The 15,623-nt window shown below is 69.5% G+C and carries 12 protein-coding genes; 7 read left to right on the top strand and 5 right to left on the bottom strand.

Annotation, left to right across the window (positions count from 1 at the left end):
- The first annotated feature begins 2 nt into the window (after positions 1-2).
- The 5 genes from A5727_RS04945 (at position 3) to A5727_RS04925 (ending at position 6,863) form a co-directional block, all read left to right on the top strand.
- A complete protein-coding gene (locus A5727_RS04945) occupies positions 3-968 on the top strand; it encodes an NADPH:quinone oxidoreductase family protein (protein ID WP_068245452.1) in 966 nt (321 codons plus the stop codon).
- Positions 969-1,454 (top strand): DUF456 domain-containing protein, encoded by a 486-nt coding sequence (locus A5727_RS04940; protein ID WP_068245451.1) that lies wholly within the window; start codon positions 969-971, stop codon positions 1,452-1,454. It begins immediately after the preceding gene.
- A 119-nt stretch (positions 1,455-1,573) separates the two neighbouring features.
- Entirely contained in the window at positions 1,574-2,116 is a 543-nt protein-coding gene (locus A5727_RS26805; protein ID WP_082949606.1) for a hypothetical protein, read from the top strand.
- Complete coding sequence (locus A5727_RS04930) at positions 2,113-6,576, top strand: cation-translocating P-type ATPase (protein ID WP_157521224.1); 4,464 nt, start codon at positions 2,113-2,115, stop codon at positions 6,574-6,576. The genes A5727_RS26805 and A5727_RS04930 overlap by 4 nt, the downstream gene beginning before the upstream one ends.
- Before the next feature lie 14 nt (positions 6,577-6,590).
- Positions 6,591-6,863, top strand: coding sequence for a hypothetical protein (locus tag A5727_RS04925; protein WP_068245436.1), 273 nt, complete (start codon positions 6,591-6,593; stop codon positions 6,861-6,863).
- Positions 6,864-6,918: 55 nt separating this feature from the next.
- On the opposite strand, the gene A5727_RS04920 is transcribed toward A5727_RS04925, so the two are convergent.
- From A5727_RS04920 to A5727_RS04905, 4 genes are all read right to left on the bottom strand, one after another.
- On the bottom strand, positions 6,919-7,725 hold the full coding sequence (locus A5727_RS04920) for a tyrosine-protein phosphatase (RefSeq protein WP_068245431.1): 807 nt from the start codon (positions 7,723-7,725) through the stop codon (positions 6,919-6,921).
- Positions 7,722-8,939 (bottom strand): acyl-CoA dehydrogenase family protein, encoded by a 1,218-nt coding sequence (locus A5727_RS04915; RefSeq protein ID WP_068245566.1) that lies wholly within the window; start codon positions 8,937-8,939, stop codon positions 7,722-7,724. The genes A5727_RS04920 and A5727_RS04915 overlap by 4 nt, the downstream gene beginning before the upstream one ends.
- A 124-nt stretch (positions 8,940-9,063) precedes the next feature.
- Positions 9,064-10,485, bottom strand: coding sequence for a Re/Si-specific NAD(P)(+) transhydrogenase subunit beta (gene pntB / locus A5727_RS04910; RefSeq protein WP_068245428.1), 1,422 nt, complete (start codon positions 10,483-10,485; stop codon positions 9,064-9,066).
- Positions 10,486-10,536: 51 nt separating this feature from the next.
- Entirely contained in the window at positions 10,537-12,084 is a 1,548-nt protein-coding gene (locus A5727_RS04905; protein WP_068245425.1) for a Re/Si-specific NAD(P)(+) transhydrogenase subunit alpha, read from the bottom strand.
- A 234-nt stretch (positions 12,085-12,318) separates the two neighbouring features.
- Here A5727_RS04905 and A5727_RS04900 point away from each other — a divergent pair, with 234 nt between their 5' ends.
- Complete coding sequence (locus A5727_RS04900) at positions 12,319-13,599, top strand: MFS transporter (RefSeq protein ID WP_082949605.1); 1,281 nt, start codon at positions 12,319-12,321, stop codon at positions 13,597-13,599.
- On the opposite strand, the gene A5727_RS04895 is transcribed toward A5727_RS04900, so the two are convergent.
- A complete protein-coding gene (locus A5727_RS04895; protein WP_068245417.1) occupies positions 13,562-14,521 on the bottom strand; it encodes an oxygenase MpaB family protein in 960 nt (319 codons plus the stop codon). The genes A5727_RS04900 and A5727_RS04895 overlap by 38 nt on opposite strands.
- Before the next feature lie 234 nt (positions 14,522-14,755).
- On the opposite strand from A5727_RS04895, the gene A5727_RS04890 reads away from it, so the two are divergent.
- A complete protein-coding gene (locus tag A5727_RS04890) occupies positions 14,756-15,619 on the top strand; it encodes an ABC transporter permease (protein WP_068245411.1) in 864 nt (287 codons plus the stop codon).
- Positions 15,620-15,623: the final 4 nt, after the last annotated feature.

Below are 15,623 nucleotides of genomic sequence, written 5' to 3'. Positions count from 1 at the left end.
CGATGAAAGCCTGTGTGGTACAGGAGCTTTCGGGGCCGTCGGGCATGTCCTTCACGGACGTGCCCGACGTCGTTCCCGGGCCCGGCCAAGTCCTGGTGGACGTGCGCGCCGCAGGCGTGTGCTATCCCGACCTGCTGTTGACCAAGGGTGCCTACCAGCTTCGCCTGGAACCGCCGTTCACCCCGGGCATGGAGATCGCCGGCGTGGTGGCCGCTGCACCCGCGGACTCGGGACTGACTGTCGGCGACCGGGTCTCGGCCTCATGCGGCATCGGTGGTTACGCCGAGCAGGTGGCCGTCCCGGTGGCCGCGGTGACGCCGAGTCCGGCCGAGCTCGACGACGCCGAATCCGTGTCGCTGCTGGTCAACTACAACACCATGTACTTCGCCTACCAGAGGCGCGCGGCGCTGCGGGCGGGGGAGACGGTGCTGGTTCTCGGGTCGGCGGGGGGCGTCGGTACGGCCGCGATCCAGATCGCCAAGGCGATGGGCGCGAAGGTCATCGCGGTTGTACACCGCGCGGGCGCGGTCGAATTCGTCGAGTCCCTGGGGCCCGACGCTGTCATTCCCCTGACCGACGGATGGGCCAAGGCCGTCATGGACGCCACCGACGGCCGCGGCGTGGACGTCGTGGTCGACCCGGTCGGCGGCGAACCGTTCGACGACGCCATCCGGACCATGGCCACCGATGGGCGCCTGCTGGTCATCGGATTCGCCGCGGGCGGCATTCCGACGGTCAAGGTCAATCGCCTGCTGCTGCGCAACGTCGGCGTGCTCGGCGTGGGTTACGGCGAGTACATCCGCCGCCATCCCGAAGCCGCCGTCGAGGTGGCCAAGGGGCTGGCGGATCTGGTGTCCGCGGGCCTCAAACCCCCTCCGCCCGTGCGATACCCACTGTCGGAGGCCGCTGCCGCGTTGCAGGCCCTCGACGACGGCGGGGTCTACGGCAAGCTCGTCCTCGAGCCGTAGATGAGCACCCTCGGGCTGGTCCTGGTCGCGCTGGCGATCGCGGTGGGACTGGCCGGCATCATCGTGCCGATTCTGCCGGGCGGCCTGCTGGTGATCGGCGCGATCACGGTGTGGGCGATCGTCGAGGGCGGCGTCGCGGCCTGGGTGACGCTCGGGATCGCGTGGACGCTGTACCTGGCCGGAGAGGTGATCAAGTACGCCTGGCCGGTCAAACGGATGCGGCAGGCGCAGGTGCGCACGTCGATTCTGGTGATCGGCGTGGTGTGCGGAGTGATCGGGTTCTTCGTGATCCCCGTGATCGGCCTTCTGATCGGTTTCGTGCTGGGGGTCTTCGTCGCAGAGTTGGCCTCTCGCCAGGACGCGCGTCGGGCGTGGGTCTCCACAGTGCACGCGCTCAAGGGAGTCGCGCTGTCGGTCGGCGTGGAGCTGACCGCCGCGTTGCTGTCGACGGTGACGTGGGTCGTCGGTGTGCTCGTCACAATGTGACGGCGGTGCCGGTCTTCCGTTGAGTTTCCTTACGGTTCGCCGATAAGCGCATGAAGCGCGGGCAGAAGGAGTAGGCCAGAGGAGTAACGAGGGATTCGGTCGACGAAAGGGAGGCCGAGATGAACATCGTCTCTGGAGCCGCACAGATGGCCAGTCGTACGGCGGACGCCACCACGGCCGTCGCCGGCGCTGTCGGGGGTGCCGCGGTCAACGGTGTGATCGGGGGAGTCAAGGGTGTGGGCGCCGGAATCCGCAACGGGATGAGCGAAGGCAGTCACTCCTCTGCGGCCGCCGCGCTCACGTTGGCTGCGGTGGGTGCTGCGGGTCTGATTGAGTGGCCGCTGCTGTTGACTGTCGGCGGGACGGCGCTCGTCGTGCACGAGCTCAACAAGCGCGCGCAGGACGGGCAGGGCGACAGGACGCCGAGCCGTCCGGCTTCGACGTCCTCATCGGGGGCCGCGTCATCGGCGGCCGCACCGCGGGCCGCATCTCCGCGGTCGACGCCGCGGCGGGCAGCGTCATCGAATTCGTCGACGCCGTCGAAGCCGGCCAAGCGTTCGGCCTCCACGGCCGCCGCCAAGAAGACCGCCACGTCCGCCGCCAAGAAGACAGCCCGGCGACCGGCAACCCGACGGACCGGAGCGGCGACCCGCTCCCGGTGATCACCGCTCTCGGCCGGATGATCCATGCCGCAGCCGCATTGGCCGCGGCTCCCGTGGTGCAACCCGTTCAGACGGTGGTCGCCGCGGCCGTGGAGATGGTCGGTGGGCCACCGGCTCGTCGGAGCTGGCAGGGTGCCGATCGGTGCTGGATCGAGGTGCGGGGGCTCAACACCGACGACGGCCCTCGGATCGGGTCGGCAGTACTGCGGCGGCTGCGAGCGTGTCCCGGTCTGCGCTGGGCTCGGCTGAACGTTCCGCTGTCGCGCGTCATCATCGAACTCGACGACACCCACCTCGACGCGCCGGATCTGTCCCGGTTGTGTGAGCTGGTGGCCGAGGGCGAATCCGAGGCGGTACCCGCAGCATCTCGGCGGGTGGCCGGCGATCGGCCCACCGATCTGCCGGGTGACGGAATCCTGCTGGCGCTCAAGGGCATTGCTGTGCTCGCCAGTGGCGTCGGGCTGGGCACGGCGGTGGCCGGCCGAATGCTCGCCCTGCCAAGGGCGCCGGCCGGTGTGATCGCGGTGTTCAACGCCCTCGACTACCAGCCGACGGTGCGGGCAGTCGTGGAGGCGCGGCTGGGTCAGCAGGCCGCCGACGCTGTCATCAGCCTCGGCGCAGCCACCGTCTATGCGCTCACCCAGGCGCCCGCAGCGGTCGCGGTGGAGCTCGTCCGCCATCTGTCGCAGCTTGCCGAGGCGGCGGCGGCCGCGGCGGCCTGGCGGGAGATTGAACCCGGGTTGGCGGCCGATGCTGAATGCGCAACGGTCACCCCCGTCGCCCCCCGCCCCTGTCCGCTGCCCGACGGCGTCGTCGAGCGCCACATCGAACGTTGTGCGCGGGCCCAGGAGGCGGTCGCCGCGACCGTCGGCCTGCTGACCCGGGATGTCGGCGCGGCGGCGACCGGTGCGGTCGTGACCGCACCCAAGGCCGCGCGCTGTTCCCGGGAGGCGTTCGCCAGCACGCTGGTACGCGGCATGGCCGACCGTTTGGACGGAGTAGCGTTGCGGCCCAATTCATTTCGACTTCTCGACCGGGTCGACGCGGTGGTCGTCGATCCTCGGGTGCTGGCGGTCGATGAGCTGAAGGTGGGCGAGTTTCGGGACGTGGACGACGCTGATCGCGCCGCGGTGTGGCAGTGGGCCCAGGGGGAGCTGGGCGCGGGCCGGCTGGGTGCGGGCTGGCAGTCGGTGCCGCCGTCGTGCGGCACAGCGAAACGCAACGGTGCGCCCCGGCCACGGGTGCTGGTGCGCAACCGGCATGACCCGCTCGCCTACAGCGTGCTGACCGAGATCCGTCGAGCCGGAGCTCACGCGGTGTCGCTGGACCTCGACGTGCTCGGCGACCTGCGCTCATCGCTCGACGATCTCCACCCCGGTGGCGCCGACATCGACGCGGAGTTGGCCGAGGCGGTGGCAACGCTGCAGCGCGGCGGGCGCACCGTGGCGGTGCTGTCGGCCGACGCGCCGCGCGCGCTCGCCGCGGCTGACTTCGCGGTCGGGGTGCTCGGCCGCGACTCCGTGACGCCCTGGAATGCCGATGTCCTGGCCGCCGACCTGATGGCGGTGTGGCGGATTCTGCATGTCCTGCCCGCTGCGCGCCGGGCCAGTGAGCGCGGCGTGGAACTGGCCACCGGCAGCACGATGCTGGGTGCGCTGCTGATGGTCCCGGGAGTCCGCGGGCGGGGCCCCGGCCCGGTGACCGTGGGCGGCGCGGCGGGCCTGCTGAACGGATTCTGGCTGGCCCGCGGCGCCCTACGGGACCCACAGCCCAAGCCGCACTCGGTCGAAGACTGGCATGCGATGACGCCGGAGCAGGTCTTCGAGTGCCTGGCTGACCTGTCCGTTCGCTCGACGGTGCCGCGCCAGGCAGAACGTCGAGACTCCGCTGCACACCGGATGCCGCAGATCCTCATCGAGCTCGGCGCCGCGCTGCGCTCGGAACTCTCCGATCCGCTGACCCCGGTGCTGGCGGTCGGCTCGGCGGCCAGCGCCCTGCTCGGGTCGCCGGTCGACGCGATTCTGGTCGGCTCGGTGCTGACGGGCAACGCGATTCTGGCCGCCACCCAGCAGGTCCGCGCCGAACGACTGCTGCGCCGGCTGCTGTCCGTCCAGGATCCGCCTGCCCGCAGGGTGGTCGGTGGCAGCGCCGACGGGAGCGTCCCCGACGCCCATGACAGTCACGACTACGAGAGCGTGCCCGCTGGGGCACTGCGGCCGGGGGACGTCATCGAGGTCCGGCCGGGGGAGGTGGTTCCGGCCGATGCCCGCGTCCTGACGGCCGTCGACGCCGAGGCCGACGAGGCCGCGCTGACCGGCGAATCCCTGCCCGTGCCAAAACAGGTCGCGGCCACGCCTGGGGCGGTGCTCGCGCAGCGACACTGCATGATCTATGCGACCACGACGCTGGTCGCCGGCTCCGTCGTCGCGGTGGTGACCGAGGTGGGCGGGGGAACGCAGGCACGCCGCGCCGCCGACATGGGACAGGGCAGCGGCCAGTCGGTCGGCCTGCAGACCCAACTCCGCGACCTCACCCAACGTGCGCTGCCCTACACCATGGCCGGGGGTGCCCTGGTGAGCGGGTTGGGTCTGCTGCGGCGGCTGCCGGTGCGCGATGCGGTCGCCAGTGGCGTCGCGGTCGCGGTGGCCGCGGTCCCCGAGGGACTCCCGCTGGTGGCGACCCTGGCGCAGCAGGCCTCGGCGCGGCGGTTGACCGGAGCGGGAGCGTTGGTGCGCACCCCGCGTTCGGTTGAGGCGCTGGGCCGGGTGGACGTGGTGTGCTTCGACAAGACCGGCACCCTCAGCGAGAACCGGCTGAGGGTCGCGAGGGTCTGTCCGGTGGGTGGTGTGGCTTCCGAGGAGGCGGTCCTCGACTGTGCCGCGCGAGCCACCCCGCCCAAGAACGGAGCGCATCACGAGCACGCCACCGACACCGCGGTGGTGCAGGCGGCGGCCGCCCACCCGATTCCGGCCGGGACCGGCAGCCATCTGCCGTTCCGGTCCGGCCGGAAGTTCTCGGCTGCGCTCTACGGTGACGAGCTCGCCATCAAGGGGGCGCCGGAGGTGGTGCTGTCCGCCTGTGTGGACCTGGATCCCGCGGTCGGTGCGGTGGTCGACGAGATGGCCCGTGACGGACTTCGCGTGCTGGCGGTCGCCCGGCGCACCCTGACCCGGGCGCAGGCCCAGCGGGGTCGCGCCGATGCCGACGACCTGGCCGCGCTGTGCCGACGACAGCTGCGTTTCGTCGGACTGTTGGGGTTGTCGGACACCCCGCGGCCCGAGGCTGCCCAGGTGTTGAAGTCGTTGCGGCAGAGATCGATCGGCGTCCGGCTCATCACCGGAGACCACCCCGTGACCGCCAAGGCGATCGCTGCCGAGCTGGGTCTGCGGGTCGGCTCCGATCAGGTGATCAGCGGCGAGGAATGGGTCGCGATGCCGCGCCGCAGCCAGGAACGCGCCGTGCGTGAGCGGCAGGTGTTCGCCCGGATGGCGCCCGAGCACAAGGTGCAGATCGTGCAGACGCTGGAACGCATCGGCAACGTCGCCGCGATGGTCGGCGACGGGGCCAACGATGCCGCCGCGATCCGGGCGGCCACGGTCGGGATCGGGGTGGCCGCGCGCGGCAGCGACCCGGCCAGAAGCTCGGCCGATGTGCTGCTGCTCGACGCCCAGATCGGCGCTCTGATCGACGCGCTGGATGAGGGCCGGCAGTTGTGGCGCCGGGTCCAGTCCGCGGTCGCGGTGCTCATCGGCGGCAATGCCGGCGAAGTGGCATTCGCCATCGCGGGCAGCGCCCTCACTGGTCGATCACCGCTCAACACCCGGCAACTGCTTCTGGTCAACATGATGACCGATGCGCTGCCGGCCGCCGCACTGGCCGTCAGCCCCACCACCGGCGGGCTGACCGGCGCCGGCCGCGGTCTCGACGAGACGGAGTTGTGGCGGACCGTGGCGATCCGCGGCGCCGCGACGGCGGGTGCGGCCACCGGTGCCTGGCTGGTGTCGGGGTATCCGGTGGCGCCACGGCGCGCAGCGACCGTCGCGTTGGTGGCGCTGGTGTCGACTCAGCTGGCCCAGACATTGATCGACTCGCACAGCGCGCTGGTGATCGGGACCGCCGCCGGGTCTCTGGCGACGCTGGGTGTGCTGATCAGCATTCCCGGCGTGAGTCAGATGCTCGGCTGCACCCCGTTGGATCCGGTGGGATGGCTGCAGGCGCTCACCGCGGCGGGGGTGGCCACCGGCATCGCCGCGGCCGCACCGAGGCTGGTGACGCGGTTCATCCCGGCGCCGCCGGAACCGGCTCAGTCGTCGACGTCGAGCACACCCCAGCGCCACAGCACGGCGTACAGCTCCCGCAACGGGACGACCAGGGCACCGGCGACGGCGTCGGTCAACGGATCAGAACTCACGCCCCTCACGGTGCGGGCGCCACGCGTCGAAACGTCGACGACGACGTGACGGGAAGGTGACCAATGGTCGAAGACTCGAAACGGGGGCAGGGACACCGCGACGCGGTGCAGGTCGTGCGCACTGCGCAGGGGTTCACCATGACGTTGCCGGTGATCGGTCGGGTGCGGGTGCCACCGCCCGAACAGCTGGCCTTCTACTGTGCGCTGGGGGTCCTCGCGGCGGTGGAGATCATCGACTGGCCGGTCGCGCTGCTCATCGGCGCCGGACACCTGATGGCGCAGGACGACCACAACCGGATTGTGCAGGAGGTCGGTGAGGCGCTCGAGGACGCCTGATCGACCATGATTTCGGCGCGCATTCCGGCGCTGGGCGCCTGCTACCGCGCCGAAATCACCCGCGAAGTGCGGTGCGCAGGCGCGCGAGGTCCTCGTCGCTGACCGACGTCGAGCGCACGTAACCCTCGACCGAGCCGAAGTCCGCCTCGATGGTCCGCAGCGCCGCCTCCAGGTACTCCGCGCGGACACCGAGCACGTCATCGGAGAGCCGGGCCTCGGTGAATTCGCGTGCCTCATCCGGGATCTCGCCATTGAAACGTTTGGCGATGCGCTCCATGATCAATTCCCGCAGGCGCGGCGCCGCGGCATTGCTGGCCAGGTAGTCGGCCATCACCGTGTCCCGGTCGAGGCCGGCGGCCTCAAGGATCACCGCGACGGAGAATCCCGTGCGGTCCTTGCCGGCAAAGCAGTGCGTCAGCACCGACGATCCGCCCGCCAGCAGCGTGACCATGCGATTCACTGCCCGCGCGGCGCCAGGTGCCTTCGCGAAACGCGTGTACTCCTCGGTCATGTAGCGCTGTGCGGCGTCGAACACCGACTCCTCGTCGGGCTTCTCGGTCATCAGGCGCGAAAAGGCATTCTCGTGCGGGGCGTCACCGTCGATCGACACGACGACCTCGACGAACGGCAGCAGATGTACGACGACCCCATGGGGGACCAGGTCGGCACCGTGCTTCTCGACCTCGATCGCGGTGCGCAGATCCGCGACGTCGGTCACACCGAGCGCGCGCAACTGCTGCACGCCCGTGTCGTCGAGTTGGCTGAGCTCACCGGCGCGGAAGAGCCGTCCGGGAGCGATGGCCTGCGACGTCGACGTGGAGACGTCGCGGAAGTTCCAGCCCCCGGACAGTTCCTTCGTCACTTGGGCGTGACCGCCGCGGCCAGTGGGCTCTTCTCGGCACCCAGTTCGTGGCGCGCGATGGTGCGCAGGTGCACCTCGTCTGGGCCGTCGAAGATCCGCATGGCGCGCTGCCAGCCGTACATCCGGGCCAGCACCGTGTCGTCGGAGACGCCTGCGGCGCCATGGGTCTGGATGGCGCGGTCGATCACGTTGCAGGCCATCTGGGGAGCAACGGCCTTGATCTGCGACACCAGTCCGTGCGCGGCCTTGTTGCCGTGCTGGTCGATGGTCCAGGCGGCCTTGTGGCACAGCATGCGGGCTTGATCGATCTCATTGCGGGACACCGCGATCGCGTGCTGCACCATGCCCTGCTCGGCCAACGGCTTGCCGAACGCGATGCGGTTCTGCACCCGGTCGACCATCAGTGCCAGCGCGCGCTCGGCGACACCGATGGCGCGCATGCAGTGGTGAATGCGGCCGGGGCCGAGACGGGCCTGGGCGATCGCGAAGCCCATGCCCTCCTCCGCCAGCAGGTTGGTGGCCGGGACGCGGACGTTGTCGTAGACGATCTCGGCGTGACCGTGCTGGTCCTGCCAGCCGAACACCGACGTGGAGCGCAGGATGTTGACGCCGGGGGTGTCGGCGGGCACCAGGATCATCGACTGCTGCTGATGGCTGGCGGCGTCGGGGTTGGTCCGGCCCATGACGATCAGCAGCCTGCAGCGCGGATCGTTGGCACCCGAGGTCCACCATTTGCGTCCGTTGATGACGTAGTGGTCGCCGTCGCGGACGATCTCGGTCTGGATGTTGCGGGCGTCGCTGGAGGCCACCGCGGGCTCGGTCATCGAGAACGCCGAACGGATCTCACCAGCCAGCAGCGGTTCGAGCCACTGCTTGCGCTGCTCCTCGGTGGCGAACAGGTGCAGGGTCTCCATGTTGCCGGTGTCGGGGGCGGCGCAGTTGATCGCCTCCGGGGCGATCTCGGTGCTCCACCCGGAGATCTCTGCCAGCGGCGCGTACTCGAGGTTGGTCAGGCCGGACACCGAGGGCAGGAACAGGTTCCACAGGCCCTGGGACTTGGCGATCTTCTTGAGTTCCTCGACGACCGGCGGGACCGTGAAATCCTTGTGGCCCTTCTCCTCGCGGTACTCGTCGTAGGACTTCTCGGCGGGGAAGACGTGCTCGACCATGAACTCAGTGAGCCGCTTGTGGTAGTCCTGCCCCTTCGCCGACATCGCGAAATCCATCCGACTGGCCTCTCGTTCCGACCTGCTCCCAACCGATTGGTTGGGAGCTGTGCGCTCCACGATATTGCAGTGCCGAAATGGCTTGACGGGGGGCCGACCCTCGGCGGCTGTTCTACAGCGCGGCCAGGATTGCGTCGACGCGGTCTTTGGCGTCGCCGAAGAGCATCTGGGTGTTGTCGCGGAAGAACAGCGGGTTCTGCACGCCGGCGTATCCGGAGGCCATGGAGCGTTTGAACACGATGACGTTGTCGGCGTCCCAGACGGTGAGCACCGGCATGCCGGCGATGGGGCTGCTGGGGTCCTCGGAGGCGGCCGGGTTGACGGTGTCGTTGGCGCCGATGACCAGGACGACGGAGGTGCCGTCGAAGTCGTCGTTGATCTCGTCCATCTCCAGCACGATGTCGTAGGGGACCTTGGCTTCGGCGAGCAGCACGTTCATGTGTCCGGGCAGGCGGCCGGCGACGGGGTGGATGCCGAAGCGGACGTCGATGCCGCGGTCGCGCAGCTTGCGGGTCAGGTCGGCGACACCGTACTGGGCTTGGGCGACGGCCATGCCGTAGCCGGGGGTGATGATCACCGATTTGGCCGAGGTGAGCAGCTCGGCGGCGGCTTCGGCGTTGATTTCGCGGTGTTCGCCGTAGTCCTTGTCCTCGCTCGGGCCCGCTTCGATGCCGAAGCCGCCGGCGATCACCGAGATGAACGAGCGGTTCATGGCCTTGCACATGATGTAGGACAGGTAGGCACCGGAGGAGCCGACGAGTGCGCCGGTGATGATCAGCAGGTCGTTGCCGAGAAGGAAGCCGGAGGCGGCTGCGGCCCAGCCGGAGTAGCTGTTGAGCATCGAGACCACGACGGGCATGTCGCCGCCGCCGATGGAGGCCACCAGGTGCCAGCCCAGCAGCAGGGCGAGCACGGTCACCGCGACCAGCAGCCACAGCGAGGGGTCGATGACGAACCACACCGTCAGCGCCAGGAAGGCCACCAGCGCGCCCACGTTGAGGAGGTTCTTGCCCGGCAGCATCATCGGTGCGGACTTGATGCGCGCCGACAGCTTGAGGTTGGCCACGATCGAACCCGTGAAGGTGACCGCGCCGATGAACACACCGATGACGACTTCGGCGGAGTGGATGCCCAGCATGCCCTCACCGGCCAGCTTGGCGGCCTCGGCCCCGCCTGCGTCACCTTCGACGTGCAGGTAGCCGTTCCAGCCGACCAGGACCGCGGCCAGACCGACGAAGCTGTGCAGCAGCGCGATGAGTTCGGGCATGCCGGTCATCTCGACGACCTTGGCCCGCCACAGCCCGATCGCGGCGCCGACGGCCGTCGCGCCGATCAGCAGCGCCAGTCCGAGGGGTTCGATGTGCCGGGCCAGGGCGAGGGCGATGGTGGCGATCAGCGCGACCGCCATGCCGGTGATGCCGAAGGTGTTTCCCGCCCGTGACGTCTCGTGCTTGGACAGTCCGGCCAGCGCGAGGATGAACAGCAGGGCCGCGACGACGTAGGCCGCGGTGGCGGCGGTTTCCAGAGTGAACATGAATCCGTTCCGAAAAGTGGGAGTGGAGGCAGACGGCTGGCTGCGGGTGAATCAGCTGCGGGAGAACATGGCCAGCATGCGGCGCGTGACCGCGAAACCGCCGAAGATGTTGATGCTGGCGAGCAGGATCGCCACGAACGCCAGTGCGGTGATCGTGGTGCCGCCCGATCCGATGCCGTGCCCGATCTGCAGCAGCGCACCGACCACGATGATCCCGGAGATCGCATTCGTCACCGACATCAGCGGGGTGTGCAGCGCGTGGTGCACATTGCCGATCACGTAGTAGCCGATCACGATCGCCAGCGCGAACACCGTCAGGTGCACCTGCAGCGCGGTCGGTGACAGCGCGATGAGTGCGAACAGCACGGCCGCGGCCGCGAAGGTCAGCCCGAGCCGGCGTCCGGTCGACATGGGCTCCTTGACCGGCTTGGCCACCACGGGAGCGGCGGCGGCAGCGGCGGCGGGTGCGGCAGAGACCTGCACCGGCGGCGGCGGCCAGGTGATCTCCCCGTCGCGGACCACGGTCACCGACCGCTGCACGACGTCGTCGAAATCGAGGGTCAGCTGGCCGTCCTTGTTGGGGGTCAGCAGCTTGAGCAGGTTCACCAGGTTGGTGCCGTACAGCTGGGAGGCTTGGGCGGGCAGCCGACCGGCCAGGTCGGTGTAGCCGATGATCGTCACGCCGTTGTCGGTGACCACGGCCTGGTCCTTGACCGTGCCCTCGACGTTGCCGCCGTTGGCCGCGGCCATGTCGACGATCACGCTGCCCGGCTTCATCGAGGCCACCATCTCGGCGGTGATGATGCGCGGCGCGGGCTTACCCGGGATCAGCGCGGTGGTGATGATGATGTCGACGTCGCCAGCCTGCTCGGCATACAGCTTGGCCTCGCGGGCCTTGTAGTCCTCGCCCATCTCCTTGGCGTAGCCGGTGGCCGACACCTCGGCGGCGGCCGGGTCGACCGCCAGGTACTCCCCGCCGAGGGAGGCGACCTGGTCGGCGACCTCGGGGCGGGGATCGGTGGCACGCACGATCGCACCCAGGCTGCCCGCGGCGCCGATGGCGGCCAGGCCGGCCACCCCGGCGCCCACCACGAGCACCTTGGCCGGCGGCACCTTGCCCGCCGCGGTCACCTGACCGGTGAAGAACCGGCCGAAGGTGTGCGCGGCCTCGACGACGGCGCGGTAGCCGGCGATGTTGGCCATCGAGGACAGCACATCCAGTGACTGTGCGCGCGAGATCCGCGGGACGGCGTCCATGGCCAGCGCGGTGATCGGGCGGGTGGCCAACTGCTCGACGAGCTCAGGCCGCAGCGCCGGGGACAGCAGGCTGATCAGCGTCGCCCCGTCCCGCAGGGCCGCGATCTCGCCGTTGTCCGGTGCGTTGACCTTGAGCACCACATCGCATGCCAGGGCCGCCTCGGCCGATCCGATCTCGGCACCCGCCTCGCTGTAGGCGCCGTCGGAGAAACTCGCGGCGGCTCCCGCGCCGGATTCCACCAGCACGGAGTAGCCGAGCTTGATCAGCTGCGCGACCGTCGCGGGGGTGGCCGCGACACGCGTCTCCCCAGGCAGGGACTCGCGCGGTATCCCGATGATCATCGTTTCTCAGATCCGATCTCGTTGGCTCAGGGCGGGGTCAAAGATGCAAGTGTAGGAGTACCGCCCGCGAGGTGGCGCATGCCGTTACCCTCGGTACCGGTCTGTATCGGTGCAGTACTGCGCGCCCGAGACTGGGCGAAGAACGTCCACCGATTGGCGGACAACGCAATTCCTCCGGCGGTTCCACCGACTGTCGGACGCGCCCTTGCGGGGGATCGCGAGACCATCATCTCCATGACTGAAGTTACGGCGGCACCCGCCCCCTCCCCGTCGTTGCGCCGGATCTCGATGGCCAGCTACGTGGGGTCGGCCATCGAGTTCTACGACTTCTTCATCTACGGCACGGCCGCCGCGCTGGTGTTCCCGACGGTGTTCTTCCCCGAACTCAGTCACGTGATGGCCACGACCGCCGCATTGGGCGCGTTCGCCGCGGCATTCCTGGCCCGGCCCATCGGGGCGGCGGTGTTCGGCCACTTCGGCGACCGGATCGGTCGCAAGCAGACGCTGGTGGTGACGCTGCTGCTGATGGGTGTCGCCACCGTGGGCGTCGGCCTGATCCCCAGCACCGCATCGATCGGTGTCGCCGCGCCCCTGCTGCTGATCACGCTGCGGCTGATCCAGGGCTTCGCCGTCGGCGGCGAATGGGCCGGTGCGGTGCTGCTCAGCGCGGAGAACGCACCGGCCCATCGGCGTGGCTTCTACGGGATGTTCACCCAGATCGGGCTCGGCACCGCGGTGGTGATGGCGAACCTGGTGTTCCTCGTCGTGCACTTCGGACTCGGTCAGGACAGCGAGGCGTTTCTGCAGTGGGGTTGGCGCATCCCGTTTCTGCTGTCGGCGGTGCTGATCGCGACCGCGCTCTACATTCGGTTGCGCGTCGAGGAGTCGCCGGTGTTCGACGAGACGCCGGCCGATCCCGGCGCGCCGATCGCCGCCCTGGTGCGACGGCAGGGCCGCCAGATGCTGCTGGCCGCCGGCGTCGCGGTGTGCGCACCGATGCTGGTCTTTCAGGCCACGACGTTCTTCACGCACTACGCCACCGATCATCTGAAGTTCTCGATGAACTTCGTCCTCTTGATGGGTGTGATCGGCGGGCTGTGCGAGGTGCTGCTGGTCATCGCGTCGGCGATGCTCAGCGACACCTACGGTCGCAGGCGCATCCTCGCGATCGGGTTCGCCGTCGCGGTGCCGTGGTCGTTCGTGCTCTTCCCGTTGGTCGAGACGGGCAGTCAGGTGGTGTTCGGTGTGGCAATCGTGGCCACGTATGCGCTGATCGGTGTCTGCATGGGGCCGATGGCGGCGTTCCTGCCGGAGATCTTCGCGCCGCAGTACCGCTACTCCGGGGCCGCGTTGTCCCACACTCTCGGTGCGGTGATCGGTGGCGCGCTGCCACCGGTGATCTCACCGATGCTGCTGAACTCCTACGGCGGAGGGGCCTTGGCGGTGATGATGGGCGCGCTCGCGACGGTCAGTCTCGTCAGCGTCTTCGCGCTGCCTGAGACCGCGGGTCGCTGACCGGCGCCGAGCGCGGCACCCGGCCCAGTTCGCGAAGCCAGCCCCTACGGGCGGCCTTGTGCCAGCGCAACGATGCCGGGACGGTGCGCCACCCCGACCTGATCGCGGTGCGCACCGCGCGGTAACTGTGTTCGTCCGCCCGTCGCCACCGAATTCCGAACCGCTCCCGGACGATCGGCGGCAGACCGCCGAAGATGACCAGCCGCATCGGCGGGGCGAGCGCGAGGCGGACCGGGAGGCTGGGCAGCAGCCGGTCCGTGAGCGGCTTCATCATCGGATGAGCCGGATAGTCCGGCGACACACTCATGTCGGGAATGGCTGGGCGACCGATGAATTCGATGAGGTAATCCGATGCCGGATTGGGTTGCAGCACTTCACCGCAGTAGCGCTCGTACTTGCGGTTGAACTCGGCCAGGGTCGGCGGCAGCACCGACTCGGTCATCCCGTAGCGCCGATACCACTCGCAGCCCTCCGCATAGAGCTGCTCCCGCTCGGCGTTGGTGAGCCGGTGGGTGTCCCAGTGTTCGGCCAGCCGGTGCACCATCATCTGGAAGGTCGCATGCGCCCACCAGTAGGTCTCGGGTGTCAGCGCGTGGTACCGCTGGCCGGAGGGCAGGACGCCCTTGATGTCTCGGTGGAAGTCGCGCACCCTCGCGCCGGTCTCCGACGCGGCGGGCCCGTCGTACACGGTGCCCAGAATGCCTGGCAGGGAACGGAACACCCGGTCGACGGGATCATCGAAGAAGTTGGAGTGATCGATCAGACCCTGACCGATCGCGGGGTGCATGGTCTGCATCAGCCCGGCCGTGCCTCCCTCGAACGCGATGCGCATGTCCCCGGCCCAGCGCCACAGCAGGGACGCCGGTCCCAACTCGACTCGGCGTGACTGAACGTCGCTGCGCGAGCTGACGTCTGAGGCCATGACCCAATGCTGGCACGGATTCGCGCGTCGCGCCGCAGAGATGGACACCGCATCGCACGGCACGCGCGTGCCGTCAAGACGAAGCGGCATTTAGATTCACGATGAATCGGACTGTTGCCGCAGGTGTCGCGGGCGCGGTACCTGTGTCCGGTGAAGAAGACGTCGGGGCACTGCTGTTGTCGCTGAAGGCCGGTCACTCGTCCCGCTTTGCCCTCAGCCCCAGAAGGAACCCCCGTGTCCGTCTTCGTCGACATCACGCCGCCTGACGCCGTCAGCACGCCGGCGCGCGTCGGCGCACGCCAGAATCCCCTGAGGGGGCGGCTGACCAGGGCCGCGCTGCCCGTGCTGTCGGTGCTGGTCTTCCTGGCCGGCTGGCAGATCGCCGCGGTCAGCGGCGTCTGGAACCAGACCTTCGTGCCCTATCCGGCCACGGTGTGGCGGGCATTCCTGGACATCTCGAGCACGCACGACGGTGTGCGCGGGTACGCCGGCTACCTGTTGTGGGAACACCTCTACATGACGCTGCGGCGAGTGTTCGCCGGCGTCCTCATCGGCGTCACGGTCGGTGTGCTGCTGGGGCTGGTGATGGGTTCGGTCAGTTGGATGCGCAGCGTCCTGGAGCCGTGGCTGACCTTCCTGCGCGCGCTGCCGCCCCTGGCGTACTTCTTCCTCCTGGTGATCTGGCTGGGCATCGACGAGGCCCCCAAGATCACGCTGCTGGCGCTGGCGGCACTGCCCCCCGCCGCGGTCGCCACGACGGCCGCCGTCGTGGCTGCGCCGATCGGCCTGCAGGAGGCCGCCCGCGCGCTCGGCGCCAGTCGCGCCGAGGTGATCCGCGACGTCGTGGTGCCCTCGGCGCTGCCCGAGACCTTCACCGGCATCCGCCTGGCCGTCGGCATGGCCTACTCGTCGGTGGTCGCCGCCGAACTCTTCAACGGCATCCCCGGTGTGGGTGGCCTGGTCAAGGACGCCAGCAACTACAACAACACCCCCGTCGTCCTGGTCGGAATCTTCGCCATCGGGTTCTCCGGCCTGGTCATCGACGGTCTGCTTCGCGCCCTGGAGAGGCGCGCTGTTCCCTGGATCGGAAAGGTGTAGAAAA

Source organism: Mycobacterium sp. ACS4331, from assembly GCF_001667265.1.
In the GTDB taxonomy this organism is placed as follows: domain Bacteria; phylum Actinomycetota; class Actinomycetes; order Mycobacteriales; family Mycobacteriaceae; genus Mycobacterium.
This window is presented reverse-complemented; position numbering and strand designations above follow the sequence as displayed.